The sequence below is a fragment of the Oryzophilus luti genome, assembly GCF_059726245.1.
Genome location: NZ_AP040874.1, coordinates 3,116,448 through 3,139,609, shown reverse-complemented (window position 1 = coordinate 3,139,609; position 23,162 = coordinate 3,116,448). Strand labels below are relative to the sequence as shown.

Genomic DNA, 23,162 nt, shown 5'->3' with positions numbered 1-23,162 from the left:
TTTTCGAGCGGCGGAGGCCTTGCCTCCGCCCTCCTCCGTTGCGAGTCAGCTTGCGCTGATAGACAAGATTGAAGAGGGTTTTCCGTGGAACTGTTCCATAATCCGCAAATCGACTTCATGAGCAAGAAGTGGTTCTTTCTTGCTCTCTCGCTGGTGCTGAGCATTGCCGGAGTTTGCTCCATGCTGTTCTGGCACCACATCCCGCTCGGCGTTGACTTCCGCGGTGGCACGCTGGTGTACGTGAAGTTCACCGCGCCGCCGCAGCTTGATCAGATCCGCACGGAACTGGATCGCGCCGGCATCAAGAATCCGCGCATCCAGGCCTACGGCCCGGCCTCCAACAATGAACTGCTGATCGCGCTCGACATTCCGAGCGAGCAGGCGCTGGATCGCAGCAAGACCGAGATCATCCACGCCCTGCAGACGCAGGCCCAGGAAGGCAAGACCGACCTGAACAACGTCGGTTACAGCAGCCTGCAGCAGTACCTGATGCAGAAGGACCCGCTGCACGCCGGCTCCGACGCCGACAAGCAGTATGGCAACCTGGCGCGCGCCATCATGGACTACAAGGACCAGCAGCGCGGTGGCGTGCTCTCCAGCGTGAGCGAGATATCTTCCGTCGCCCCCGGTGCCGTGGTACAGGTGATGCAGCAGGACTACTTCACCTCGAACTTTGCCGTGCGCAACGTGGAAATCGTGGGTGCGCAGGTTGGTTCGCAGTTGCGCAAGCAGGCCCTGCTGGCGACGCTGTATTCGCTGGCCGGCATGCTGGTTTACCTGTGGTTCCGCTTCGAGCTGATCTACGGCGTGGCCGCCGTCGTCGCCTGCTTCCATGACACCATCATCACCGTGGGCTTTTTCTCGTTGATGAATGTGGAGATTTCTCTTACAGTCATTGCAGCGATCCTGACCTTGGTGGGCTACTCGATGAACGATACGATCGTGGTATTTGATCGTATTCGTGAGAACATCAAGACCCTGCGCCGTGACAACCTCACCGAGATTGTCAACAAGAGCATCAACCAGACGCTGAGCCGAACCGTGCTGACCTCCGGTCTGACGTTCCTGACCGTGTTGAGCTTGTTCATCTTCGGCGGAGAAGTGCTGCACGGCTTCTCGCTGGCCCTGGTGATTGGCATTTTGATCGGTACTTACTCTTCGATCTTCATTGCCTCGCCGATGCTGGTGGCTTACACCGACTGGCGCGGTTCGAAGGCGATTCCGGTTGCCGCCCAGGCGGCTCCGAAGAAGGGCAAGAACTAGGGTTTCTCGCAGGAATTTGAACTGGGGGGCGGGTGCCGGCACAAGCACCCGCCCTTGTTGTAAAGTAGTGAAAGTGCACCATGAAGTGGGCAATTCCGTCTGTGGGGGCGGGATTGTGTGGTCGTCTCAGAGATTTTGTGACGGCGATACGAATTATTTTTGGAATTTAGGCGTTTGTCGGGAGCAAAACGTGCTGCCCCGGTGTCTATGCATTTAGTACGACGGAGAACCGGCATATGTTTGAAGACAGCCTTTTGGAATCTGGCGGCAGACTGAAGAAAGGGAATCCCTGGACGACCTTCCTGTCGTTCATTCTTCAGGCTTGCTTGATTGGCGTACTGGTGTTGATCCCTCTGATCTACACCGATGCGCTGCCAAAGCAGCAGTTGATGTCCATGTTGACGGCGCCTCCGCCGCCTCCTCCGCCACCGCCGCCGCCGGCTGCCGTGACGCCGGTGAAGGTTGTGAAGGTCCAGACGGAACTGGACAACGGCCAGTTGCGCACCCCGGTGGCGATTCCGAAGAAGATTGCGATCATTAAGGAAGACGAGGCTCCGCCGCCATCGGCTGGCGTGGGCGTCGTGGGTGGTGTGGCTGGTGGCATCCCGGGTGGTTCTGCCGGTGGCGTGCTGGGCGGCGTGCTCGGCTCCATCGCGCAAACGCAGACTGCGGCAGTGCCGAAGGTTGCCACTCCGCAGCGCGTGCGTGTGAGCCAGGGCGTCAGCCAAGGCATGCTGATCAACCGCGTGAATCCGGTTTATCCGCCGCTGGCCAAGTCGGCCCGTATTCAGGGATCGGTGGTGCTGCAGGCCGTCATCGGCAAGGACGGCACCATTCAGAACCTGCGTGCCATCAGTGGTCACCCGATGCTGACCCCCAACGCGATTGATGCCGTCCGGCAGTGGCGCTACAAGCCCTACTTCCTGAACGGTGAGCCGGTCGAGGTGGACACCCAGATTACGGTGAACTTCTCGCTTTCGGGCGGAGCATAACCCAAGCTTGGCGGGGCGGCGGACCGCAAGGTCTTCCGCCTCGCTGCTGAGTTTCCGCCACAGGCGGGCCATGTCGGCCGGTCTGGCAACCGTCCACAGTTCGCTGTGGGCACGAACCCAAGTTCGCACCGTCTAACCACGGTACATTTGCAACGCGACCGCATGGCGCCCAAGGCTCCGGCGTTCGGAACCCAAGAAGAGAAGAGTTTCTGAGGAGGAAAATCAGCTCATGTTTCTCGCTAACGTAGTCATCAGCAGCCTGCACACTGCCGCCCTTTATCTGCAGGAAGGTGGCGCTCCGGGATTCGACCTGGTGTCGATGTGGAACCAGATGGGCATTCTGGCCAAGGCCGTTGCCATCCTGTTGTTCATCATGTCGGGCTGGTCGATCGGCGTCATGATCGATCGCGCCATGGCTTTCAGCGCTGCCCGCAGCCAGTCGCGCGCCTTTGCTCCGGCCGTTGCCACCGCCCTGCGCGACGGCAAGATCGACGAAGCCATCAAGGTTGCTGAGCGCAACAAGAAGAGCCACTTGGCCAAGGTTGTCACTGCCGGTCTGCAGGAGTTCCGTGCGCACGGCGAGTCCAGCGACATCCCGGGCGAGCAGATTGAAGCCAGCCGCCGCGCCCTCGAGCGCGCCGAAGCCATTGTTCACGCCGAGCTGAAGCGCGGCCTGACCAGCCTGGCCACCATCGGTTCCACCGCTCCGTTCGTCGGACTGTTCGGCACCGTCGTCGGCATCTTGAACGCCTTCCAGTCGATCTCGCAGAACAAGGCCACTGGTCTGGGCGCCGTTGCCGGTGGTATTTCGGAAGCTCTGGTCACGACCGCTCTGGGGCTGTTCGTCGCCATCCCGGCCGTCTGGATGTTCAACTACTTCACCGGTCGCGTGGAAGCCTTCGACGTCGAAATGGACAACAGCTCCAGCGAGCTGATCGATTACTTCCTGAAGAAGCGCGGCAACAAGTAGTCAAAGGAGCCTGAGCAAATGGCGATGGTGAAAGTTAAAAACCGGGATTCCGGGAGCGTCAACTCGGACATCAACGTGACCCCGATGGTCGACGTGATGCTCGTGCTCCTGATCATCTTCATGGTGATCACGCCAATGCTGCAGAAGGGCATCAGCGTGAACATGGCGAAGACGGATAGCCCGATGGCGATGCCCGATGCCGACAAGGAAGATTCCTTGCTGGTGGCGGTGACGCACACCGGAGACATCTTCTTCGGCTCGGACAAAGTAAGCGCCGAGCAGCTGACCTCGAAGGTGAAGGACAAGTTGGCCAATAGCACCGCCGACAAGCGCGTGTTCGTGAAAGCAGATGCGCGCGCGAAGTACGGCACGGTTGTGGACGTCATCGATAATGTTCGCTCGGCCGGTGTGGACCAGTTGGGTCTGCTGACCGAGGCGCGCAAGACGAGCGTTCCGCCGCCGCCGACGCCGGTGAAGTAGGGAGGATTCACTATGGGAATGTCAACGGGAGGCGGCGCAAACATCAACGTCACGCCGCTGATCGACGTTCTGCTGGTGCTGCTGATCATCTTCATGGTGATCACGCCGCTGACCCCGAAGGGCCTGGACGCACTCGTGCCCCAGCCCCCGAAGGACAAGCCTCAGCAAAGCACCCCCTCGAACGATCGCACAATCGTCGTTCAGGTGATGCGTGGCGGTGGAGACCATCCCTCGCTGAAAATCAACCAGGACGATGTGACCTGGGACAACCTGCAAGGGCAGTTGGCCGACATCTTCAAGACGCGCGCCGAAAAGGTTGCGTTCGTGAAGGGTGATCCGGAGCTGAACTTTGAAGAGGTTGCGCAGGTCATCGACAAGGTGCACGCCGCCGGCGTGGACAAGGTCGGATTGATCACGGCCCGCATCGAAGCAGGCCAGTAGTTCGCAACACCACCGTGAGCTGATGTGGGAGCGTGCGGCGAGCGCGCTCCCGCTCAACCTTATCCCGGTGCGCAAATGGGCCGGCTTCCGGAAGAGACGCCGGAGAGGATACGGCCATCGAAGTCGCCCGACACGGGCACACCGTTGCAACGGAAGGTGACATCCATGAACAGAATCGTACGCGTGCTGGTGGGCCTGGCAGTGCTTGTCGCGATGCTCTCGGCTGCTGGCTGCACGAAGCTGAAAGCGCGTGACCAACTCAACAAGGGCGTGCAATCTTACAAGAACAACAAATACGAGGACGCGATCAACCACTTCCAGAAGGCAGTGGAACTGGATCCGTCGCTGGTGAACGCCCGCCTCTACCTGGCGACCGCTTACGCCACGCAGTATGTTCCGGGATCTGATACTTCGGACAACCTGCGCCTCGCCAACTCTGCCATCGAAGAGTTCAAGAAGGTTCTTGAGAACGACCCGAAGAACGTCAACTCGATCAAGGGCGTCGCTTCGCTCTACCTGCAGATGAAGAAGTGGGACGAAGCCAAGGATTACTACAACAAGGGCATCGCGGCCGATCCGAACGATCCCGAGTTGTATTACTCCATCGCCTTCATCGATTGGACCCGTGCCTACGGTCCGCGCATGGAAGCGCGCGCCAAGCTGGGCATGAAGCCGCTGGATTCGCTCAAGGACAAGAAAGTCTGCGACGAGATCAAGGGCAAGAATCAGGAAGCCGTTGAAGAAGGCATCAAGATGCTGGACAAGGCATTGCAGCTGCGTCCGGATTACGACGATGCCATGGCGTACATGAACCTCATGTACCGCGAGCGCGCCGACTATGAGTGCGACGACGCGGCTGCCCGCACGGCCGACCTGAAGACCGCCGACGACTGGGTCGACAAGACCATGGCCACCAAAAAGGCCAAGGCCGACAAGGCCGCCCAGAAAGCCGGTGGCGTCGTGATGGACGAGAACAAGTAACCGACGTTTCTGCAACATTGCAAAGGCCTCTCCTCGCGAGAGGCCTTTGTTATTTCCGCCGCAGCCAACCTCCCTCATGCTTCCCCTGAAAATCGGTAAGAAAATTCCGGCCTCGTGATCTTGAGAATCCTTGGAGCGCGGCTCGTAACCTGATACGATGCTGCGCTATATCTCAAAAAGGGGTCAGGGGTTTCCCACCGGAAACAGGATCATGTTCAAACGCATTTTGATAGCAAACCGCGGCGAAATCGCAGTGCGCGTTCTGCGCGCCTGCCGTGAAATGGATATCGAGTCGGTGGCGGTCTATTCCGACGTGGACCGGCGGGCGCTGCACGTCCGCAAGGCCGACTATGCGGTGCACCTTGGGCCGGCGCAGGCCAGCGAGTCATACCTGAATATTCCCAAGATTCTGAAGGCGGCGAAGGAAACCGGAGCCGAGGCCATCCATCCCGGGTACGGCTTCCTCTCGGAAAACGCCAAGTTTGCCCGCGCCTGCCGAGAGGCTGGCATCGTATTCATCGGACCGGCACCGGAGTCGATGGAGATGATGGGCTCCAAGACCAAGGCCCGCCAGAACATGAAGAAGGCTGGCGTACCGTTTGTGCCGGGTACGGAAAAGGGCTTGGAGAGCGTGGAGCAGGGGCTGGAGATTGCCGAGCAGATCGGCTATCCGGTGATGCTGAAGGCCGCCGCCGGTGGCGGCGGTAAGGGGATGCGCCTCGTCCACAGCCCTGAGGAACTGCGCTCTGGCTTCGAGGCTGCACGCAGCGAGGCGGAACGCTCCTTCGGCGATAGCGAAGTGTACATCGAGAAGTTCATCGTCAATCCACGCCACGTGGAGATGCAGATCTTCGGTGACAGCTTCGGCAACGTCGTCTACCTGGGCGAGCGCGAGTGCTCCATTCAGCGCCGTCATCAGAAGGTTATGGAGGAAGCGCCTTCGCCCATCGTTGACCCCGACATGCGCCGCCGGATGGGCGAGGTGGCAGTGCAGGTGGGCAAGGCAGCCAATTACTGCAACGCCGGTACGGTCGAGTTCCTTGTCGACCAGCAGAAGAACTTCTACTTCCTTGAGATGAACACGCGCCTGCAGGTGGAACATCCTGTGACGGAGTTCATCACCGGGCTTGATTTGGTGCAGATGCAGATTCGCGTCGCCGCCGGCGAGCCACTGCCGATCAAGCAGGAAGACGTTACGATCCGCGGACACGCCATCGAATGCCGCATCTACGCCGAGGACCCGGACAACAATTTCTTCCCGTCGCCAGGGCGCATCACGCGCCTGATTTCGCCTTCTGGCCCAGGCGTGCGGCGCGACAGCGGCATGTATGAAGGCTGGATTGTTCCGATGGAATACGACCCGCTGCTGGCAAAGCTGATCGGCTACGGCGAGACGCGCCAGCAGGCGATCAACCGCCTGCGCCGCGCACTGGTGGAATACTTCATCGGCGGCATCAAGACCAACGCGTCGCTCTTCCGCCGCATCCTTCTCAGCCCGGAATTCCAACGGGCGGAGCTGGACACAGGTTTTCTCGACCGTTTGCTGACGCAGCACCGCGCGACCGATGAACGCACGGTGCGCCGTACTCCGATTGCGGCCATTGCCGCAGCCATCTTCTCCCAGGCGTTGCCGCCACCGCTCAAGCCGCAATCGAGCGGCGCCATTGCCGAGCCTCCCAAGGCCGCCATTCCGGTGAACAACGGCTCGTCCCACACCAACGCATGGAAGCGCGCGGCGCGTGAGGAGGCGGTAGGCAAATGAACAAGTACGAGGTTCTGATCGACGGGGTGGTGCACAAGGTCGAGCTGGAGCAGGATGGCGCGATCTGGAAGTGCAAGGTGGATGAGGAGAGCCATGTGCTGGACGTGGCTGTGACCGCGCGCGACGTGCTCAGCGTGGTGGAAGGCCATCGGCATTACGAGATCAAGCGCGAGTATTCTCTGGCGGGCGAGATGCACATGATCCTCGGCTCGGAGCGCTTTGGTGCCGAGGTTCGCGATCCGCGCTCACTGCGCAGCCGCAAGGCGGCAGCCGCGGGTACGGCCGGCCCGGCAAAGATCACCGCGCCCATGTCCGGCAAAGTAGTGCGCATTATGGCTGCCGAAGGCGCGGAAGTAGAGGCGGGTGCGGGCGTGATCGTGGTGGAGGCGATGAAGATGCAGAATGAAATCAAGTCGCCGAAGAAGGGCACCGTGCGCAAGCTGACGGTGAAGGAAGGCGCTACGGTCAACGCCGGAGAAACGCTGGCAGTGGTCGAATAAGGAACGCAGTTTTCAGCCAACAATCTTCAGCAACAAAAAGCCCCGCTCGCGAGCGGGGCTTTTACATTGCAGCGATGATCGCGAACTACTTGCCGGCGCCTTTCAGAATCTGGTCGGCAAGGTAGTTCTCGACCTTGGCGCTGTTGCGCAGCGACTCGTAGTAGGCGCTCTTGAGCAACTGCTCGCGGCGCTCGCGGAGCTGTTCGCGGATGGCCTGCTGCACGCGCGGGTCGTTCAGGTCGCGCTGTCCGGAGGGCTCCTTCGAGATCAGCTTGATGATGCGGTAGGCGAAGGCTTTGCCGCTATCCATGTCGATCATCGGCGCGGTGAACTGGTCGCGCTTGAGCTTGCCGATGGCCTCGGCCGCCTGCTTGTTGTCGCGGAAGGCCGACTCAGGGATCATGCCGAGGTCGCCGCCGGAGGGCGCCGTGTTCGGGTCTTCGCTGTAGTTCATGGCGACGGTGGCGAAGTCCTCGCCGTTCTCCAGCCGCTGCATGATCTGCTGCACCTTCTTCTTGGCGTCGGCGTCGCTCTGCGCCTTGTCATTCTTCAGGTTGCGCACCTGCGGGTTCGGCTGCGTGGTCACCACGATCTGCGCCAGATGGTACTGCGGCTCAATCAGGTTGAACTCGGCCTTGTGCTGGTTGTAGTAGCCGGAGATGTCGGCGTCGGAGATGTTGATCTTCGAGGTGATCTCCTTGTTCAGCACCTTGTCGACGGTGATGGAGCGGCGCAGGTCGCGCTTGAAGTCGTCGATGGTGATATTGCGCTCCTTCAGGCGCTTGTCGAATTCTTCCTTGGTGAAGGGCGCGCGGATTTCATTGAGCTTGCTGTCGACTTCCTCGTCGGTGGCCAGCAGGCCGAGCTTCTCGGCGCGCTGCATCAGGATCTCGTTGTCGATGAGTTCCTTGAGGATGCTGAGGCGCAGACTGTCGGCCTGCTCCTCGCTCGGCGTCTGGTTGGCGCCCTCGGTCTGGTTGCGATAGTACTTCTCAACCTCGGAGCGGGAGATCTTGTGTCCGTTGACCTTGGCCAGCACGTCATCGCCGGCACCCTTGCGATTGCAACCCAGCCCGAGCCCCAGCGCGAGCGCAAGCACCACGACGGTAGCCTGCTTCGGGCCCACCCAGCGCGAGAGTTGGTTCCTGAATCCTTCGTTAGAAGTGCGATTGCTCATGGTTTCTATCATCTCACTTTACGGGGCTTGGTACAGCAGGCGATTCGAGCACAACCGGCGGCGTCACGCCGGCATCGCGCAGCGCCTTGTTCAACACCTGGCGGAATTCCTTGGCCGGAACGTAGCCTTCAAGCTTCTCACCGTTCACAAAGATCGCGGGTGTTCCGGTGATGCCAAGCGCCTCGGCTTCCTTCACGCTGGCGTCCACGGCATCGTGCGGCTGCGTCTTCAGGCAATCGGCGAGCTTTGCCAGATCGAGGGCATGGCGCTTGCCGATGTCGGTGGTCACGCGGTCAAGCTCGGCAATCTGGCCTTCGACCGGACGCTGGTTGCCGCTGATGCTGCGGCCATTGTCATGAACATAGTCGGCGTAGTCCCAGTAGGCACCAACGCTCTGCACATTCAGGCAGTTGGAATTGTTGGCGGCGTGTCCGGCCCAGGGATGAATCTCAAACAGCGGGAAGTCCTTGTAGTAGACCTTCACCTTGTCGCCGTAGATCTTCATCACGTCCTTGAACAGCTCGTTGTGCATCTTGGAGCAGTACGGGCACTGGAAGTCGTCATAAACAACGACGGTGACCTTGGCGTCCTTGGCACCGCGCATGGGGCGTCCGGCAATGTCGATCTTCGACATGGTCTCCGTGTACGGGTCGGAGCTGAGGTCCATCTTCGTCGTGGAGACCAGCGTCTTGTTGTCCTTGGAGATGAGGAACTGGTGCGTGTTGGTCTTCTCGCCCAGGCTCATCGTTACGGTGATCTCATCGTAGCCGGGGAAATCAGCGCTCGGCTTGCGGGAGCTGACGGCCAAATTCACATAAGCCGGAATCGTATACGTGGCGCGCACCTGGCGCTCAATGCGGCGGTTCAGGTCCGAGGGCGCAGACTCCTGCGCAACGGCCACGCAGCCGAGCAGTAACACACAGACACCAAGAAGACGGCAGAATTTGAAATTCAACATGGGGTGACGGCACACGCCTTTCACGGACGACATAGCAAACACCTGATTATCTCATGCGGCCAGACGCAAGCACAGGCGTTTCCGTGGTTGTGGAACCCGCATAAACACTGGCCGCCAGAGGGATGGCAGTGTTACGGACGGCGGGTGAGCAGCTCGGCGGGCAGCAGGCTGTTCATGGAGCCGGAACGGAAGCCGTCCACGTCGAGCGCTACAAACTTGAAGCCCAGTTCGTGGAAGCGAGCACTGAAGGCCGCGAACATTTCGGGCGTCATTGCCTTTGCCAGCTCCTCGCGGGCGATCTCAATGCGGGCCATTTCTCCGTGGTGGCGCACGCGGAACTGCCGGAAGCCAAGCGCGCGGAGATGATCCTCGGCCTGTTCCACCTGCAGCAGCGCCTCGCGGGTGACCGGGCGGCCGTATTCGATGCGCGAGGAGAGGCAGGCCGAAGCGGGCTTGTCCCACACACGCAGACCGGCCTCGTGGGCCAGCGCACGGATGTCGGCCTTGGTGAGGCCGCAGTCGAGCAGCGGCGCGGCCACGCCGTGCTGGCGCGCCGCTTTCTGGCCGGGGCGGAAGTCGCCCTGATCGTCAAAATTCACGCCGTAGGCAACCTGCGTGTAGCCGCGTGCGGTGCAGAAGCGCTCCATCACGGTGAACAACTCGTCCTTGCAGTGGAAGCAGCGCATGGAGTCGTTGCGCTGATAGTCGGCGTTGGCCAACTCCTCGGTCTGTATGACCTCGACGGGGAAGCCCTGCTCGCGGGCGAAGGCGAGCGCGTCATTCATCTGCGCGCGGGCCAGCGAGGGCGAATCGGCCATCACGGCCAGCATCTTTTCGCCCAGCACATGGTGCGCGGCCCACGCCAGGTAGGCGGAGTCGACGCCGCCGGAGTAAGCCACCAGCAGCGGCCCAAGCTCGCGCAGGCGAGCATAGAGAGCCTCGCGCTTGGCGTGCAATTCCTCGGGGGAAGTTGCGGCGGAAACGGTGCTGGTAACTGCGTTGCTGGCTTCAGACTGCATGCTTCTAGTGTAGCGGAGAGCGGCTGTTTTCGCAGGTTTTGGCGTGATTTGCAGAAGCCATATTCCTTCCCGCGCGTCTAAGATACTTCTACAAATCCCGCCAGGAAAAGAGAGTGGCTTGAAACATTGCAGACAGAGTCTTCGGCGCTTATCGATTGTCTCCTTCGGAGTGTTCGCACTGGCCCTCATTCCCTCGTGGGCGCAGGTGGCGGAGCAGACGTTCAAGGTCACGCCGCTGCGTCCGATTGCGGAGCTGCGCGCGGAGGCGCTGAAGGCCACGCCACCGCATGAAGACGGCGCGTTCCATCGGCCCGAACTGGTGGAGCTGACCAAACTCGACCCGGCCATCCGGCTCGACATTCATTACGCCAGCACGAACAACTTCCTCGGCACGCCGCTCTATACGCAGGCGCGGGCGTTTCTGCAGCGTCCGGCGGCGGAGGCCCTCGCACGAGTGAGCCGCAAGCTGCGCGCGCATGGCGTGGGGCTGCTCATCTTTGACGGCTACCGCCCGTGGTACGTCACGCGCATCCTCTGGGAGGCGACGCCAGCCTCGCTGCACGACTTTGTGGCCGATCCGGCGAGGGGCTCGCGGCACAACCGTGGCTGCGCCGTCGACCTGACGCTCTACGACCTGAAGACCGGGCAGCCCGTGCCCATGCCAAGCGGCTATGACGAGATGAGCGAGCGCGCCTACCCGAACTATGCGGGCGGCACCGCAGAAGAGCGCGCCAACCGCGAGCGGCTGCGCCACGCGATGGAGGCCGAAGGCTTCGCCGTCTACAACTCCGAGTGGTGGCACTTCGACTACAAGGACTGGCGCAAGTACCCGATCAGCAACATTCCGTTCGAGAAGCTATAAGCCGGACGACCGGCAGGCCTGAATGCTACCGCGTACATTCGCTCCAGGCCGTCTCATTCTCCGATGGGCAGAGCTTGCGCACCGTGCCGCTGCCGTCGTGCACGTAGAGCGTGTGGACGCCCGTGTTCTGCGCTACGGCAGGTACGGGCGAAGTCGCCGAAGCCGAGGCGCCGATCGTGATCATGTTGGAGATAACGTCGGAGTAAGCGCGGTTCAGCGAGCCGCGCCGCGGTGCCTTCACAAAGTCGGCGGAAGCATCGGCAATAGCCTGGATGCGAAAGACGTAGTAATAGCCGTCTTGCAGGATTGCGGTGGGGATGGTGAGGGATTTTGCGCTGGTGAATAACTGCGTTACCGAGCCGGCGCCGAGGCAAGTCGAATTCCCGTTACAGGTTGCAATGGAGTACTGAAAAATCTGCACCTTGTAACCGCTGGGTGCAATCCCTGCGGGTGCGCTCCAACTGAGTTGAACCGGCTGCTGGATGCTGCTGGCCGTGAACAGGCTGGAGCCGTTGATCTGGGGGCTCTGAACGTTGCCCATGGGCAGGTCAAGCGGATTGGCCGCGCCCGGGGCTGTCGTTGTCATGTATCCGGACGTGCCGATCTCCATCCATTCCGAATTTCCAGACTGATAAATGAGGACGCTGGAAATCTGGTCGGCTTCGTAGAAAACCTGCGAGGGCGAGGGGAACGGGTTGATGAAAGGTATATCGCCGGAGTCGTAATCGGCAACCTGCTGGGTGGAAGTGAGGTGCGCGAGTACCACTCCCGCGTTGCTGGCGCCGATGCTGGTCGGCAGCAGCGCTAGGAAAACGCGCGACGGCGCATAGCGGTCAGCCGTGTAGGGCGCCACAGCCATGGCGCCGAATTCACTGATCACCCCGGAGCTCGCAGCCGGATTGGTTCCAGCAATGGAGTTCACGAAGCCCGCGCTTTTGATGTTGAAGCGAGCGGTGCCTGCGGTGGTGGCGGAAAAATCACCGCTGATGCCGACCGTGGAAGTGCTCGCGTCGAGCGTGAGTGGCAGAGGGCCAAGCGACTTCACGGCCCGTCCGGTCAGCCAATTGCCGCTGTAGTAAGAATTGGATTGCAGGATGTAACTGGTGTCTCCCGCGGCTGCCTCGACGGGAAAATACCCCAGCGCGACGGGGAGTTGTCCGCTGAATGCCGTCGAACCGGCGGTGATGGGGGGCGTGGCACCGGAGATGATGGGGCCGGCATTGGTTGTGATGCCGATTCGTGCCGTGCTCTCGGGCGATACTCCCTGCAGGGTGCTGTAGTAGCTGCTGGAAGAGGAGGGTGGGTAGCTGAGATTGAGCCAGGGATCAAGCCCTGTGAGGTCAAAGTTGCCGGTGATGCTGGAATTAATCACCAGCTCGCTGCTCGGGTGTCCGCTGAGGTCGAGGCCAAGATCAACATCGCTGCTGTTGGTCCAGAAAAGTATGCTGGCCGGTGCCTGCAGCCAGAAGTAGCCGGCGGGAACGTTGGGGATGCTGAAGCTGCCGTCTGCGGCACCCTGCCCGGCGCAAGTGATGTAGTTGCCATTGCCATCCGGTACCTGCGCCTGCACCACCGTGCTGGCTGCGGAGAAATCCAGTGGCACCTGCACGCTGCTGCCGCCGCTCCAGTAGGAGACGATGGCCGTGCCGCGCACGGTTCCCGCTGGCGTAATGCTGAACGAGGCGGTGGCGCTGCCGCCTCTGCTGGTCTGTGCCTGCACCGTAAAGTTGTTTGCCTGGCGCGCCTGATCGTGGGTCGGTGTCCAGGTGATGGTTGAGCCGGAGAGGGTGGCTCCAGCCGGCGCGGAGAGCAGCGTGAAGCTGATGCTGCTGCCGTCCCGCGTGGTCGCCGTAAGCGTGTACGTGAACTGCACGCCCTCGCTCGCTGTGCCGGGTGATGAGAGCGCAAATACAGGAGAAGCAGGTGCCGACGAAGAAGATCCGCCGCATCCGCAACAAATCAACAGCATGATGCACGCAACAACCAGCAACCCAGCCCGAAACCCAGTTTTCATTGATGCCCGCCCGATCAGGTATAAAAAGCCACCAACACCCTACCACCGGGGCGGCAGAAGTCCGCTGCATTTTGAATGAAATCTTCGGGTGCTGCTCTTACTTCTGGTTTGCCACCGGGCAGCGGGCAAAGTGCGCGGGGGAGACTTCCGCGAGCGGAGGCAGCGCGGCGTCACAGGCGTCGATGTGATGTTCGCAGCGTGGCGCAAACGTGCAGCCGCAGGGCAGTGCCGTGGCCGCAGGAACCGAGCCTTCAATGGTCCGAAGCGGCTGCTGGCGGTTGCTTGCGAGGCTGGGGACCGAGTGCAGCAGGCCGCGTGTGTACGGATGCGCGGGGCGGGTGAACAGCTCGCGCGCCGGGCCGCATTCCACAATGCTGCCCGCGTACATCACGGCCGTACGGTCGCTTACCTGGCTGACCACGGCGAGGTCATGCGAGATAAAGAGCATGGCCAGCCCGAAGCGGTGGCGAAGATCGTTCAGCAAATCCAGAATCTGCGCCTGCACGGTCACGTCGAGCGCCGTGGTGGGCTCGTCGGCAATAAGCAGCGCCGGCCGGTTGACGATGGCCATGGCGATCATGATGCGCTGGCGCTGGCCGCCGGAGAACTGGTGCGGATAGTCGCGGGCGCGGTGCTCGGCGTCAGGAATGGCAACGTCGTTGAGGGCCTCGACGGCGCGCTGCCAGGCGTCCTTGCGGCTGACGCCGCCATGAGCGCGCACGGCCTCGGCCACCTGGTCGCCCACGCGCATCACCGGGTTCAAGGCGGTCATCGGCTCCTGAAAGATCATGGAAAGCTTTGCCCCTCGGAACTGCCGCAATTCTTCGGGGCTGGCGGTGAGCAGGTCGCGCCCTGCAAACAGCACTTCGCCCTGCACCTCGGCCTGCGGAGCCAGCAACCCCATCACAGCCAGCGAGGTCACGCTCTTGCCTGAGCCGGATTCCCCCACCAGCCCGAGCACCTCGCCCTCATCGAGCGCGAAGCTGGTCTCGCGCACGGCCAGCGCGCGGCCGCGCGGCGTGGGAAAGCTCACGTTCAGGTTGCGTACCTCAAGCAGCGCCATACACAGGATGCTATCGCACTATGGCGTTGGTTGTTCGCCGCTTTCGCCAACTTCCCACATCAGCAGGCGATGCGGGAAGTTCAAGCACTGTTGACGCAGTCTGCATTCTGTAAGTGCATCTTTTCCGAACTTTAAGGAACTTTTCCGGCCCTGTGGCGTCTAGTCAAACAGAGGGTGTTGGAGTAATCTTTTCGTTCTTATTTTTATCGCGCACTGGAGTCTTACTTCGTTATGAGCATTATGGATTATTGTGTGGCGGACCCGGCGGCGGTCTCCTTGACCGCGACGGCCGCCGAAGCGATTGACGCGATGCTGGAACGGCGCATGGGCGCCGCCGCCATCGTGGACGAAAACAACGTGGTGGCCGGCATTTTTACCGAGCGCGACGTGATGCGCCGCCTTGCGGCCAAAGGGCTTGACCCGAAGCAGGTCGCCGTCCGCGACGTGATGACCACGCCAGTGCTGATGGCCACGCGCCAGACCGGCATTGCCGAGGCCCTGCAGGTGATGATTGAACACAAGCGCCGCCACCTTCCAGTGGTGGAGGAGGACGGCCGGTTGATCGGCATCCTCAGCATCCGCCACGTTCTGGAGCGCCGTGTGGATGAGCTGACCCGCCAACTGGAGGAGTCCATCCGCGCCTGAGAACAACCGGGCCGCGCCACCCGATGCAAGCTCTGTACGCCCCGCAGCAAGCCGTTCCCGCCAACGCGGTATCCGGCGCGCCGCGGGGCGTTCGCATTCGGCGCGGTTTTCGGCTGATATAATGAGAGTTCTAGACATGTCGAAAACACTAGCTGTACGCACGCAATCCGCGAATTCGGAAACCTCGCAGCGCATACGCTCCACCACGGTCCTGTGCGTCCGCCGGGACGGCCACGTTGTGATGATGGCCGACGGCCAGGTGACGATGGGCGACCACGTCATGAAGCACACGGCGCGCAAGATCCGACGCCTGTACCAAGAGAAGGTGCTGGCAGGCTTTGCCGGCTCCACCGCCGACGCCTTTGCGCTGTTCACGCGCTTTGAGGCCAAGCTGGAGCAGTTCCATGGCAACCTGGGCCGCGCCGCCGTCGAGCTGGCCAAGGACTGGCGCACCGAGAAGTCTCTGCGGCAGTTGGAAGCCCTGCTGCTAGTGGCCGACAAGGAACAGACCTTCCTGCTGAGTGGCACTGGCGACGTGATTGAGCCGGATAACGGCATTGCCGCCATCGGCAGCGGCGGCCCGTTTGCACTGTGCGCCGCCGAGGCCTTGATGAACCATACGCAGCTTGCGGCCCGGCAGATTGCCGATGAAGCCATGCACATTGCTGCGCGCACCTGCATCTATACCAACGACCAGTTCACCGTCGAAGAACTGTAGCAGGGCGCCCGTCGCACCCTTTTGGAGTTACAAGTGGCTATTTACCTTCCCCAAACGCTCGAAGAAGACGCGATCACGCTGGATGAGCTGACGCCGCGCGAGATCGTTACCGAGCTGGACAAGTACGTTGTGGGTCAGCACGAAGCCAAGCGCGCCGTGGCCATTGCGCTGCGCAACCGCATGCGTCGGCAGAAGCTTTCGCCCGAGATGGCGGAAGAGATCATGCCGAAGAACATCATCATGATCGGCCCCACCGGCGTGGGCAAAACCGAGATCGCACGCCGCCTGGCCAAGCTGGCGAATTCGCCCTTCCTGAAAGTGGAAGCCAGCAAGTTCACCGAGGTCGGCTATGTGGGCCGCGACGTCGAATCGATGATCCGCGACCTGATCGAAATCGCCATCGATATGGTGCGCGAAGAGAAGCTTGAGGACGTGGAAGACAAGGCCGAGATGAACGCCGAGGAGCGTCTGCTCGACCTTCTGCTGCCCGCCTCTCCGCAGCCCGCGCCCACACCGGCCGCGGCTCCGGCCGCTGACGGCCAGGGGCAGCCGTTGGGCTTCACGCCTCCGCCGGCGATCACACCGGCTCCGAGCGACAGCAATTCGCGCACCCGCGAAAAGCTTCGCCAGCAACTGCGCGAAGGCAAGCTCGATGACCGCATCGTCGAAATCGAACTGGCCGACCGCAACGTGCCGTCGTTCGAGATTATCTCCAACCAGGGCGTGGAGGAGATGGGCGTCAACATCAAGGACATGCTGCCCAACCTCTTCGGCCAGCGCACCAAGAAGCGGAAGATGAAGGTCAGCGAGGCGCTCGAATACCTGATTCAGGAAGAGGAAGCGCGCCTGATCGATATGGACCAGGTGACGCGCACGGCCTTGGAGCGCGTGGAGCAGAGCGGCATCATATTCCTCGACGAGATCGATAAGATCGCCGGGCGCGAGGGCGGCCACGGGCCGGACGTATCACGCGAAGGCGTGCAGCGCGACATTCTGCCCATCGTCGAAGGCACCACGATCAACACGCGCTACGGCATGCTGCGCACGGACCACATCCTGTTCATCGCCGCCGGAGCGTTCCATGTCTCCAAGCCGAGCGATCTGATTCCGGAGTTGCAGGGCCGCTTCCCCATCCGCGTGGAGCTGAAGTCGCTGACGGTGGAAGACTTCATCAAGATCCTGACGGAGCCGAAGTCGTCGCTGGTGAAGCAGTACACCGAGCTGCTCGGCACCGAGGGAATCAAGCTGGAGTTCACGCGCGACGCGCTGGAGGAGATTGCCGGCTTCGCCGCCCGCGTCAACGAGGGTACGGAGAACATTGGCGCCCGCCGCTTGCACACCATCATGGAGCGCGTGCTCGACGAGATCAGCTTTACGGCGCCGGAGATCAAGGACAAGGACGTGAAGGTTGACGCTGAATACGTGCGCAAGGCGCTGGCCGATATCGTCAAGGACCAGGACCTGTCGCGCTACATCCTGTAGCGCGCACGGCTGCTTCAGTTTTGAAGGCCGCTCTTATGAGCGGCCTTTTGCTTTTGCGGAAGACGCAGCCCTTTCGAGTCCGCGTGTGCCGGAATTCATTCGCGCTGCGAAAATCGCATGCTATAGTCACAAGCTTGGAAGCGCCGCAGGCGAGTTTGTGCTGCTTGGGCAGAAGGCGGATTTGCTCCGCCGCCGGCGTTTCGAGTCGTTGTCTCCCCCAACAAGCGAACGGGAGTCGAAATGACGGAACCACTACGGCCTCTCTCCACGGGTGAACTGCTCGACCGCACCTTTGCGCTTTATCGCCGCAATTTCAAACTCTTTGTCACCATCGCCACGCCGGTTCCCGCGGCCTGGCTGGTCTTCCGCATCATCATCCAGTCGTCTTCTCTGGCTCCGGCGACAAACTCCCGCGACTTTGGGAAGCTATATGCCTACATCGCCGTCTTCTACCTGGCATTGTTCTTTATCAGCGCGCTGGGCGCAATTGCCAATGCCGCCACGTTGAAGGCGGTGGCCGCGGTCTACCTGGGGCGCACTTGTTCGTTCCGTGAAGCCTACGCCGCACTTCAGGGACGTTATTGGCGCATCCTGCGTTTGTTCTGGGCGATCTTCCTTCGCGTCGTTGGCGGAGCCATCCTTCTGCTCGGGGTTGGCGGGGCAATCGGTGCGCTCGCCATCGCGGCTGGGGAGAAAGGCGGTCTGGGTGGGCGCATTCTTGGTGTGATTGTGCTGCTGGTTGCGGTGGTCGCGGCAGCGCTGCTCAGCGTCACGCTCTTTGTGCGTTACTCGCTGGCGGTGCCGGCCTGCATTGTCGAAGATCTTCCGGTGAAGCAGGCGTTGAAACGCAGCGTGTTTCTGGCCAAGGGCAGCCGCTCGCGCATCCTCTCGGTGTATAGCGTCTGTGTCGTTCTTGCTTGGGTGATGAGCGCCATCGCCAGCGCCATCGGCGGCGGGTTGAGCGGGGCCATCGGCTCGGTGCTTGGTGCCCACGCCCAGGTGCTTCGTTTTGTCATCGTCGACCTGTTTGCCTTTGTCGGCGGCTGTGTGGCTACGCCGCCCATGACGCTTGGCATGGCACTGGTCTATTACGATGAGCGCGTTCGCAAGGAAGCCTACGACCTGCAATTGATGATGGAGATGCTGGAGCCGGTGCCGCAGCCTGCGGTCGCCTCGGAGCCTGTCCCGCTGGGCACGACCTTCGCACCCATCGCGTCCGCCGTGAATTCCACCGGAATGATGCCGCCTGATGGCGGCATTTCCCCGGTGAAGCCCGAATGAGGTTCCGCCTGCACACTGCGGCGCTGGCGCTGTTGCTGGCCTCCGCGCTGTGGGCGCAGCCGCCAAACAGGCCCGGCCTGCCGCGTGAGCGGGACGGGGTAGTGGTGGTGCGAACCTCCGCGCCGGACAGCGTGCCGATGAGTGTGGAGCAGTTCGCGGCCGAGTTGCTCGCGGTGCGCGCGCGCGTGGCGACCCTCGGGGAGCGTCCGCAGGACGGCCCCGCTCTCATTGCCAGCCTGCCAAAGAACTGGGTCATCCGAAGCGGCGCGGGCGAGATGAAAACCTCCGCCGACTGGGTTCGCGAAGGTGTGGATGCCTTTCTCAAGGCGGAGCCGAAAGCGAAGCCCGCAATCCTCGCCAGTCTGAAGACGCAGCTCAGCGCCCTGCATGATGAGGCCGTGCGCTATCCGCAGGCGGCGGGTTTTCCTGCCGATTCGCGCCAGAAGATCGCCAGCATTCTTGCTGCCCGCGAATTTCGCGGCCTGCGCGGGGCGTCGCCGCTTGAGACATTCTGGCAGCGCGTCCTTAACTGGCTGCGCGAGAAACTGGACAAACTTAGCCCGAATATCGGCGAAGCGGACCTCTCCGGGCCGATCTTTGCCTGGGTCATGATTGCCATTGCCTGCGCCATTGCGGGCGTGTGGATCTTCCGCCGTGCGCGGCAGGCGGAGCTTGAAGTGCCGCGCGAGATTGTGCCCTTCGCCCCGGGCGACAAGAGTTGGCGCCTGTGGCTGAACGAGGCCGAGAGCGAAGCTGGAAATCAGCGTTGGCGTGAGGCCATGCACTTGGCTTTCTGGGCCGGGGTCAGCCGCCTGGAGTCGGAGGGCATGTGGCGTCCGGACCGTGCGCGCACGCCCCGCGAATACCTGCGCGCGGTGCCCGGCGGCAACGCGGCGCGCGAGCCGTTTGCCTCGGCGGTGCGGCGTTTTGAGCGTGCCTGGTACGGCGGGCGCGCGGCCAGCGGAGAAGACTATGCGGCCATCCTTGCCGACTTGGAGAAGATGGGATGCCGCTAGATTCGCAGACTTTCCGCGCGTGGCGCGCGCCAGTCGCGGCCGGGGTGCTGGTGCTGGCGCTGGCGGTAACGCTCGCCGTGCTGACCAGCCAGAACCAGCAGGGCAATGGCGAGCCTTCCAGCTACAACACGCAGAAGTATGGCGGCAAGGTGGCTTATCTGCTGCTGTTGCAGTCGGGCTACCCGGTGGAGCGCTGGGAGCGCTCGACGAAGGAGCTTCCGCAGGAGGCCGAAGGCGTCACGCTGATTCTTGCCGATCCCAGTTCCGGACCTGCGCCGGAGGACCTGCCGCGCGTGCGCCAGTTCGTGAGCCGCGGTGGGCATGTGCTCGTGACCGGCGATGGACTCGCCGACTTTGGCCTGCCCGATAGTTCGGATGCAACAACGCGCCTGCGCGTGGGGCACGAAGTCTGCCGCCCGGCGGCGCCCACCCGCCTGACGCGCTCGGGGCTTATCACTATGGAGGGCGCACAGCGCTGGCGTCCGCACGCACGTAATGCCGTGGTGCACTATCGCGACACGGGAGGCAACCCGGTTGTGGTCAGCTATGCGCTCGGAAAAGGCGAAGTCATCTGGTGGGCGGATTCGCTGCCGCTCACCAATACCGGGCTGCGCGACGAGCACAATGCGGAATTGCTGTTTGCCTCGGTGGAAGGCAGCCGGCGCATCCTGTGGGATGAGTATTCGCATCAGCTACATGAACGGCAGAGCGGAGACCAGAGCTATCGCGAGGCATTCCGCTGGGCGCGCTGGCAGATTCTGGCGCTGGCCGCGGCGCTCGTCTTCGCCTACTCGCGGCGTAGCGGGCCGGTTGTACCGTTGCAGCGCCCGTCGCGCCTTTCGCCGCTGGAATTTGTGCAGACCATGGGTGAGGTCTTTCACAAGGCGGACGCGCGGCAGGCAGCGCTGGAGATTGCCTTCGCGCGGCTGCGCGTGGTGGCCACGCGGCGTCTCTCTCTGCCACCGGAGGCCACGGCCGACGCCATCATCACGCGCATGGCCGAGCGCAACTGGAGGCTGACAGAGGAACTGGCGCGCAACCTTCGCGAGGCCGAGGCTGCCATGTCCGACCCCGATCTCAAGGACCAGACTGCGATCTTCCACGCGCGCAGCATCAACAAGGTTCTGGCAATTCTGGAAGCGGAGCACAAACTGTATGGCGGAAGCGGAACGAACAATGGACGCGATTGAGACTCTCATTACCCACGGGCGCCGCGAGATGGCGAAGGTCATTGTTGGCCAGCCGGAGCTGGTTGACGGCGTGTTGATTGCGCTTGTCTGCGGCGGCCACGCGCTGGTGGAAGGCGTGCCCGGCCTGGGCAAGACGCTGGCCGTCAAGTCGCTGGCGCGCATTCTGCAGGTCAACTTTCAGCGCGTGCAGTGCACCAGTGATCTGATGCCGGCCGACCTGCTCGGGACCAACGTGCTCAACCTGCAGAGCGGCACCTTCACTTTGCACAAGGGGCCTATGTTCACCGACCTGCTACTGGTGGACGAGGTGAACCGTATGCCACCCCGCACGCAGGCCTCGCTGCTGGAGTCGATGGAGGAGCGGCAGGTAACCATTGACGGTGTGCGCCACACGCTCTCGCCGTTCTTTACCGTGCTGGCCACGCAGAACCCCGTGGAGTTCGAGGGGACCTACCCGTTGCCGGAGGCGCAGCTTGACCGCTTCCTGCTGAAGATCAAGATTGGCTACCCTTCGGCAGAGGAAGAGATCAAGGTGCTGGAGGCGCACCAGTCGGATGCGCCTGCAACGGGCTCGGAAGCTGTGCTGGAGCCGATTGCGGCCGAGGTGCTGGCGGCGGCGCGGGCGCAGTTGCGCTCGGTGCGTGTGGAGCAATCGCTGCTGCGCTACATTACGGAACTGGTGCGGCGCACGCGTGCGTGGCCGGCGGTTTCGCTGGGCGCCAGTCCGCGCGCGGCCATCAGCCTCATGCTGGTCTCCAAGGCGGTGGCGGCGCTGGAAGGGCGCGACTACGTTGTGCCGGATGACGTGAAAGCAGCAGCGCTGCCGACGCTCCGCCATCGCATGGTGCTGCGCCCGGAGGCTGAGTTGGAAGGCCTCGACGCCGATCGCGTGGTCACCGACATCATTGCCGCCGTCGAGGTTCCCCGGTGAGCCTGCTGCAGCCACTCGCGCCGCCGCCGGTCTCCGGCACGGCTGCGCGTCAGCGTGGCCTGAGCGAAGGACTTGGCCCGCGCCTGCTTGTGCTGTGGTTTGTGGGGCTGGCGTGGATTATCCCTGCGCTGTGGGATCGGCATTACCTGTATGGCATTCTGGCCTGGGATGGGCTGCTGGCGGCTGCATGGTTCATTGATTGGCTCACCCTGCCTGCGGCGGAGGCGCTCTCGGTCACGCGCAGCATCTGCGATCCGCTGAGCCTGGGCGTGAAGAACCGCATGCGGTTGCAGGTCCGCAACGCAAGCCGTCACGCGCTCTGGGTGGCCGCCGCCGATCATCAGCCTCCGGCGTTGGTTGACGAACTGGCGAGCATGGAGATGACGATTGCGGCGGGCGACACCCATTCCGCCGAGTACGACTTCACCCCGCGCGAGCGCGGCGACCATGAATGCGGCGGCGTCTATCTGCGCTACCGCAGCATGCTTGGATTGGCTGAGCGCTGGGCTGTGGTGGAGTTACGTCAGCCGGTGCGCATTTATCCGAACTTTGAACACGCGCGCGAGCACTCGCTCTACCTGGGGCGCAGCCGCCAAATTGAGTTGCAGATGCGCATGACGCGCCTGCGCGGGCAGGGCAGCGAGTTCGAGAGCCTGCGCGACTACCGCGAGACCGACGAGGCGCGCGCCATCTGCTGGACGGCGACCGCCCGGCGCGGCAAGCTGGTGAGCCGCACCTGGCAGGTGGAGCGCAGCCAGGCCGTGTGGGCGGTGCTCGATTGCGGCCGCCTGATGCGCACGCGTACCGAAGGCTTCAGCAAGCTGGACCGCGCGGTGGACGCCGCGCTTTGTCTGTCGCAGCTTGCACTTTATTCCGGCGACCGCTTTGGGCTGCTGGCTTACGGGCGCAACATCACGCACCGGCTGCTGCCCGGACGCGGCCCGGCGCATCTGCGGCAGGTGCTGGAGACGCTGGCGCAACTCCGCGAAGAGGCTCCCGAGGCCGACCATGTGCGCGCCTCCTCCACGCTTCTCAGCATGCAGAAGCATCGCGGCCTGGTGGTGTGGATTACCGACCTGGCCGAGACCGCGATGAATCCCGAGGTGATTGAAGCCGCCAATCAGTTGACCGCGCGCCATCTGCTGGCCTTTGTGATGGTGGCGCAGCCGGAACTGCGGCGTAAAGCGGCGGAACTGCCTGCGAGCGTGGAGCAGATGTATGAAGTGGCCGCCGCCCAGGAGTTGGTGACGCGCCGCGAAATGCTGCTGGGGCGTCTCCGCGAACGCGGTGCGCTCGCTATTGAGAGCCTGCCCGGCCACCTCACCACCGCCGTGCTGAACCAGTATCTGCAGGTGAAAGAGAAGAACCTGATTTAGACGCCGTTATCGTCGATATGGACGAGAGCCACCGCGTGCTG

The 23,162-nt window shown here is 62.5% G+C and carries 22 protein-coding genes; 17 read left to right on the top strand and 5 right to left on the bottom strand.

Going from position 1 to position 23,162, the window contains the following annotated elements; translation table 11 throughout:
- The first annotated feature begins 84 nt into the window (after positions 1-84).
- The 8 genes from secF to AC6IZO_RS13275 all read left to right on the top strand — a co-directional run bounded on the left by secF (position 85) and on the right by AC6IZO_RS13275 (position 7,389).
- Positions 85-1,263: a protein translocase subunit SecF gene (gene secF / locus AC6IZO_RS13310; protein WP_497805404.1), complete on the top strand. Its 1,179-nt coding sequence runs from the start codon at positions 85-87 to the stop codon at positions 1,261-1,263.
- Positions 1,264-1,604: 341 nt separating this feature from the next.
- Positions 1,605-2,255, top strand: coding sequence for an energy transducer TonB (locus AC6IZO_RS13305; RefSeq protein ID WP_497805402.1), 651 nt, complete (start codon positions 1,605-1,607; stop codon positions 2,253-2,255).
- Positions 2,256-2,484: 229 nt separating this feature from the next.
- Positions 2,485-3,225, top strand: a complete 741-nt coding sequence (locus AC6IZO_RS13300) for a MotA/TolQ/ExbB proton channel family protein (RefSeq protein ID WP_497805400.1) — start codon at positions 2,485-2,487, stop codon at positions 3,223-3,225.
- A gap of 18 nt (positions 3,226-3,243) precedes the next feature.
- Positions 3,244-3,705: an ExbD/TolR family protein gene (locus tag AC6IZO_RS13295; RefSeq protein ID WP_497805398.1), complete on the top strand. Its 462-nt coding sequence runs from the start codon at positions 3,244-3,246 to the stop codon at positions 3,703-3,705.
- A 12-nt stretch (positions 3,706-3,717) separates the two neighbouring features.
- Complete coding sequence (locus tag AC6IZO_RS13290) at positions 3,718-4,146, top strand: ExbD/TolR family protein (RefSeq protein ID WP_497805396.1); 429 nt, start codon at positions 3,718-3,720, stop codon at positions 4,144-4,146.
- A 165-nt stretch (positions 4,147-4,311) separates the two neighbouring features.
- Positions 4,312-5,127 (top strand): tetratricopeptide repeat protein, encoded by an 816-nt coding sequence (locus AC6IZO_RS13285; protein ID WP_497805394.1) that lies wholly within the window; start codon positions 4,312-4,314, stop codon positions 5,125-5,127.
- A 211-nt stretch (positions 5,128-5,338) separates the two neighbouring features.
- Entirely contained in the window at positions 5,339-6,889 is a 1,551-nt protein-coding gene (accC, locus tag AC6IZO_RS13280) for an acetyl-CoA carboxylase biotin carboxylase subunit (protein ID WP_497805392.1), read from the top strand.
- A complete protein-coding gene (locus AC6IZO_RS13275; protein WP_497805390.1) occupies positions 6,886-7,389 on the top strand; it encodes an acyl-CoA carboxylase biotin carboxyl carrier protein subunit in 504 nt (167 codons plus the stop codon). The genes accC and AC6IZO_RS13275 overlap by 4 nt, the downstream gene beginning before the upstream one ends.
- An 85-nt stretch (positions 7,390-7,474) precedes the next feature.
- Here AC6IZO_RS13275 and AC6IZO_RS13270 read toward each other — a convergent pair whose 3' ends face one another.
- From AC6IZO_RS13270 to larE, 3 genes are all read right to left on the bottom strand, one after another.
- The gene (locus tag AC6IZO_RS13270; RefSeq protein ID WP_497805388.1) at positions 7,475-8,566 is read right to left on the bottom strand and encodes a SurA N-terminal domain-containing protein; all 1,092 of its coding nucleotides are present in this window, start codon (positions 8,564-8,566) and stop codon (positions 7,475-7,477) included.
- Between the two features lie 13 nt (positions 8,567-8,579).
- Positions 8,580-9,485 carry a DsbA family protein gene (locus tag AC6IZO_RS13265; RefSeq protein WP_497805386.1) on the bottom strand — a complete coding sequence of 302 codons (906 nt, stop codon included), beginning with the start codon at positions 9,483-9,485 and terminating at the stop codon, positions 8,580-8,582.
- A gap of 170 nt (positions 9,486-9,655) precedes the next feature.
- Entirely contained in the window at positions 9,656-10,543 is an 888-nt protein-coding gene (larE, locus tag AC6IZO_RS13260; protein WP_497805384.1) for an ATP-dependent sacrificial sulfur transferase LarE, read from the bottom strand.
- A gap of 169 nt (positions 10,544-10,712) precedes the next feature.
- Here larE and AC6IZO_RS13255 point away from each other — a divergent pair, with 169 nt between their 5' ends.
- On the top strand, positions 10,713-11,405 hold the full coding sequence (locus tag AC6IZO_RS13255; protein ID WP_497805382.1) for a M15 family metallopeptidase: 693 nt from the start codon (positions 10,713-10,715) through the stop codon (positions 11,403-11,405).
- Positions 11,406-11,430: 25 nt separating this feature from the next.
- On the opposite strand, the gene AC6IZO_RS13250 is transcribed toward AC6IZO_RS13255, so the two are convergent.
- Both AC6IZO_RS13250 and AC6IZO_RS13245 read right to left on the bottom strand, forming a co-directional pair.
- A complete protein-coding gene (locus AC6IZO_RS13250) occupies positions 11,431-13,374 on the bottom strand; it encodes a putative Ig domain-containing protein (protein ID WP_497805380.1) in 1,944 nt (647 codons plus the stop codon).
- Between the two features lie 142 nt (positions 13,375-13,516).
- Positions 13,517-14,482 (bottom strand): ABC transporter ATP-binding protein, encoded by a 966-nt coding sequence (locus AC6IZO_RS13245; protein ID WP_497805378.1) that lies wholly within the window; start codon positions 14,480-14,482, stop codon positions 13,517-13,519.
- A 231-nt stretch (positions 14,483-14,713) separates the two neighbouring features.
- Between AC6IZO_RS13245 and AC6IZO_RS13240 the strand changes: the two genes are divergently transcribed.
- From AC6IZO_RS13240 to AC6IZO_RS13205, 8 genes are all read left to right on the top strand, one after another.
- Positions 14,714-15,127, top strand: coding sequence for a CBS domain-containing protein (locus tag AC6IZO_RS13240; protein WP_497805376.1), 414 nt, complete (start codon positions 14,714-14,716; stop codon positions 15,125-15,127).
- A gap of 136 nt (positions 15,128-15,263) precedes the next feature.
- The gene (gene hslV / locus AC6IZO_RS13235) at positions 15,264-15,845 is read left to right on the top strand and encodes an ATP-dependent protease subunit HslV (RefSeq protein WP_497805374.1); all 582 of its coding nucleotides are present in this window, start codon (positions 15,264-15,266) and stop codon (positions 15,843-15,845) included.
- Positions 15,846-15,878: 33 nt separating this feature from the next.
- Positions 15,879-17,327 (top strand): ATP-dependent protease ATPase subunit HslU, encoded by a 1,449-nt coding sequence (gene hslU / locus AC6IZO_RS13230; RefSeq protein ID WP_497805372.1) that lies wholly within the window; start codon positions 15,879-15,881, stop codon positions 17,325-17,327.
- Between the two features lie 240 nt (positions 17,328-17,567).
- Positions 17,568-18,608, top strand: coding sequence for a hypothetical protein (locus tag AC6IZO_RS13225; protein ID WP_497805370.1), 1,041 nt, complete (start codon positions 17,568-17,570; stop codon positions 18,606-18,608).
- On the top strand, positions 18,605-19,624 hold the full coding sequence (locus tag AC6IZO_RS13220) for a DUF4129 domain-containing protein (protein ID WP_497805368.1): 1,020 nt from the start codon (positions 18,605-18,607) through the stop codon (positions 19,622-19,624). The genes AC6IZO_RS13225 and AC6IZO_RS13220 overlap by 4 nt, the downstream gene beginning before the upstream one ends.
- Entirely contained in the window at positions 19,615-20,814 is a 1,200-nt protein-coding gene (locus AC6IZO_RS13215; RefSeq protein ID WP_497805366.1) for a DUF4350 domain-containing protein, read from the top strand. Before AC6IZO_RS13220 ends, AC6IZO_RS13215 begins: the two co-directional genes overlap by 10 nt.
- A complete protein-coding gene (locus AC6IZO_RS13210; protein ID WP_497805364.1) occupies positions 20,801-21,745 on the top strand; it encodes an AAA family ATPase in 945 nt (314 codons plus the stop codon). Before AC6IZO_RS13215 ends, AC6IZO_RS13210 begins: the two co-directional genes overlap by 14 nt.
- Entirely contained in the window at positions 21,742-23,121 is a 1,380-nt protein-coding gene (locus AC6IZO_RS13205) for a DUF58 domain-containing protein (protein WP_497805362.1), read from the top strand. The genes AC6IZO_RS13210 and AC6IZO_RS13205 overlap by 4 nt, the downstream gene beginning before the upstream one ends.
- The last annotated feature ends 41 nt before the right edge of the window (positions 23,122-23,162 follow it).

Excerpts from the sequence above, each read along its gene's own strand:
- AC6IZO_RS13210 (WP_497805364.1), top strand. The coding sequence starts at position 20,801 with ATGGACGCGATTGAGACTCTCATTACCCACGGGCGCCGCGAGATGGCG.
- AC6IZO_RS13250 (WP_497805380.1), bottom strand. The coding sequence starts at position 13,374 with ATGCTGTTGATTTGTTGCGGATGCGGCGGATCTTCTTCGTCGGCACCT.
- accC (WP_497805392.1), top strand. The coding sequence starts at position 5,339 with ATGTTCAAACGCATTTTGATAGCAAACCGCGGCGAAATCGCAGTGCGC.
- AC6IZO_RS13240 (WP_497805376.1), top strand. The coding sequence starts at position 14,714 with ATGAGCATTATGGATTATTGTGTGGCGGACCCGGCGGCGGTCTCCTTG.
- AC6IZO_RS13285 (WP_497805394.1), top strand. The coding sequence starts at position 4,312 with ATGAACAGAATCGTACGCGTGCTGGTGGGCCTGGCAGTGCTTGTCGCG.
- AC6IZO_RS13225 (WP_497805370.1), top strand. The coding sequence starts at position 17,568 with ATGACGGAACCACTACGGCCTCTCTCCACGGGTGAACTGCTCGACCGC.
- larE (WP_497805384.1), bottom strand. The coding sequence starts at position 10,543 with ATGCAGTCTGAAGCCAGCAACGCAGTTACCAGCACCGTTTCCGCCGCA.
- AC6IZO_RS13275 (WP_497805390.1), top strand. The coding sequence starts at position 6,886 with ATGAACAAGTACGAGGTTCTGATCGACGGGGTGGTGCACAAGGTCGAG.
- AC6IZO_RS13295 (WP_497805398.1), top strand. The coding sequence starts at position 3,244 with ATGGCGATGGTGAAAGTTAAAAACCGGGATTCCGGGAGCGTCAACTCG.
- AC6IZO_RS13220 (WP_497805368.1), top strand. The coding sequence starts at position 18,605 with ATGAGGTTCCGCCTGCACACTGCGGCGCTGGCGCTGTTGCTGGCCTCC.
- AC6IZO_RS13300 (WP_497805400.1), top strand. The coding sequence starts at position 2,485 with ATGTTTCTCGCTAACGTAGTCATCAGCAGCCTGCACACTGCCGCCCTT.
- hslV (WP_497805374.1), top strand. The coding sequence starts at position 15,264 with ATGTCGAAAACACTAGCTGTACGCACGCAATCCGCGAATTCGGAAACC.
- AC6IZO_RS13270 (WP_497805388.1), bottom strand. The coding sequence starts at position 8,566 with ATGAGCAATCGCACTTCTAACGAAGGATTCAGGAACCAACTCTCGCGC.
- AC6IZO_RS13245 (WP_497805378.1), bottom strand. The coding sequence starts at position 14,482 with ATGGCGCTGCTTGAGGTACGCAACCTGAACGTGAGCTTTCCCACGCCG.
- AC6IZO_RS13290 (WP_497805396.1), top strand. The coding sequence starts at position 3,718 with ATGGGAATGTCAACGGGAGGCGGCGCAAACATCAACGTCACGCCGCTG.
- AC6IZO_RS13215 (WP_497805366.1), top strand. The coding sequence starts at position 19,615 with ATGCCGCTAGATTCGCAGACTTTCCGCGCGTGGCGCGCGCCAGTCGCG.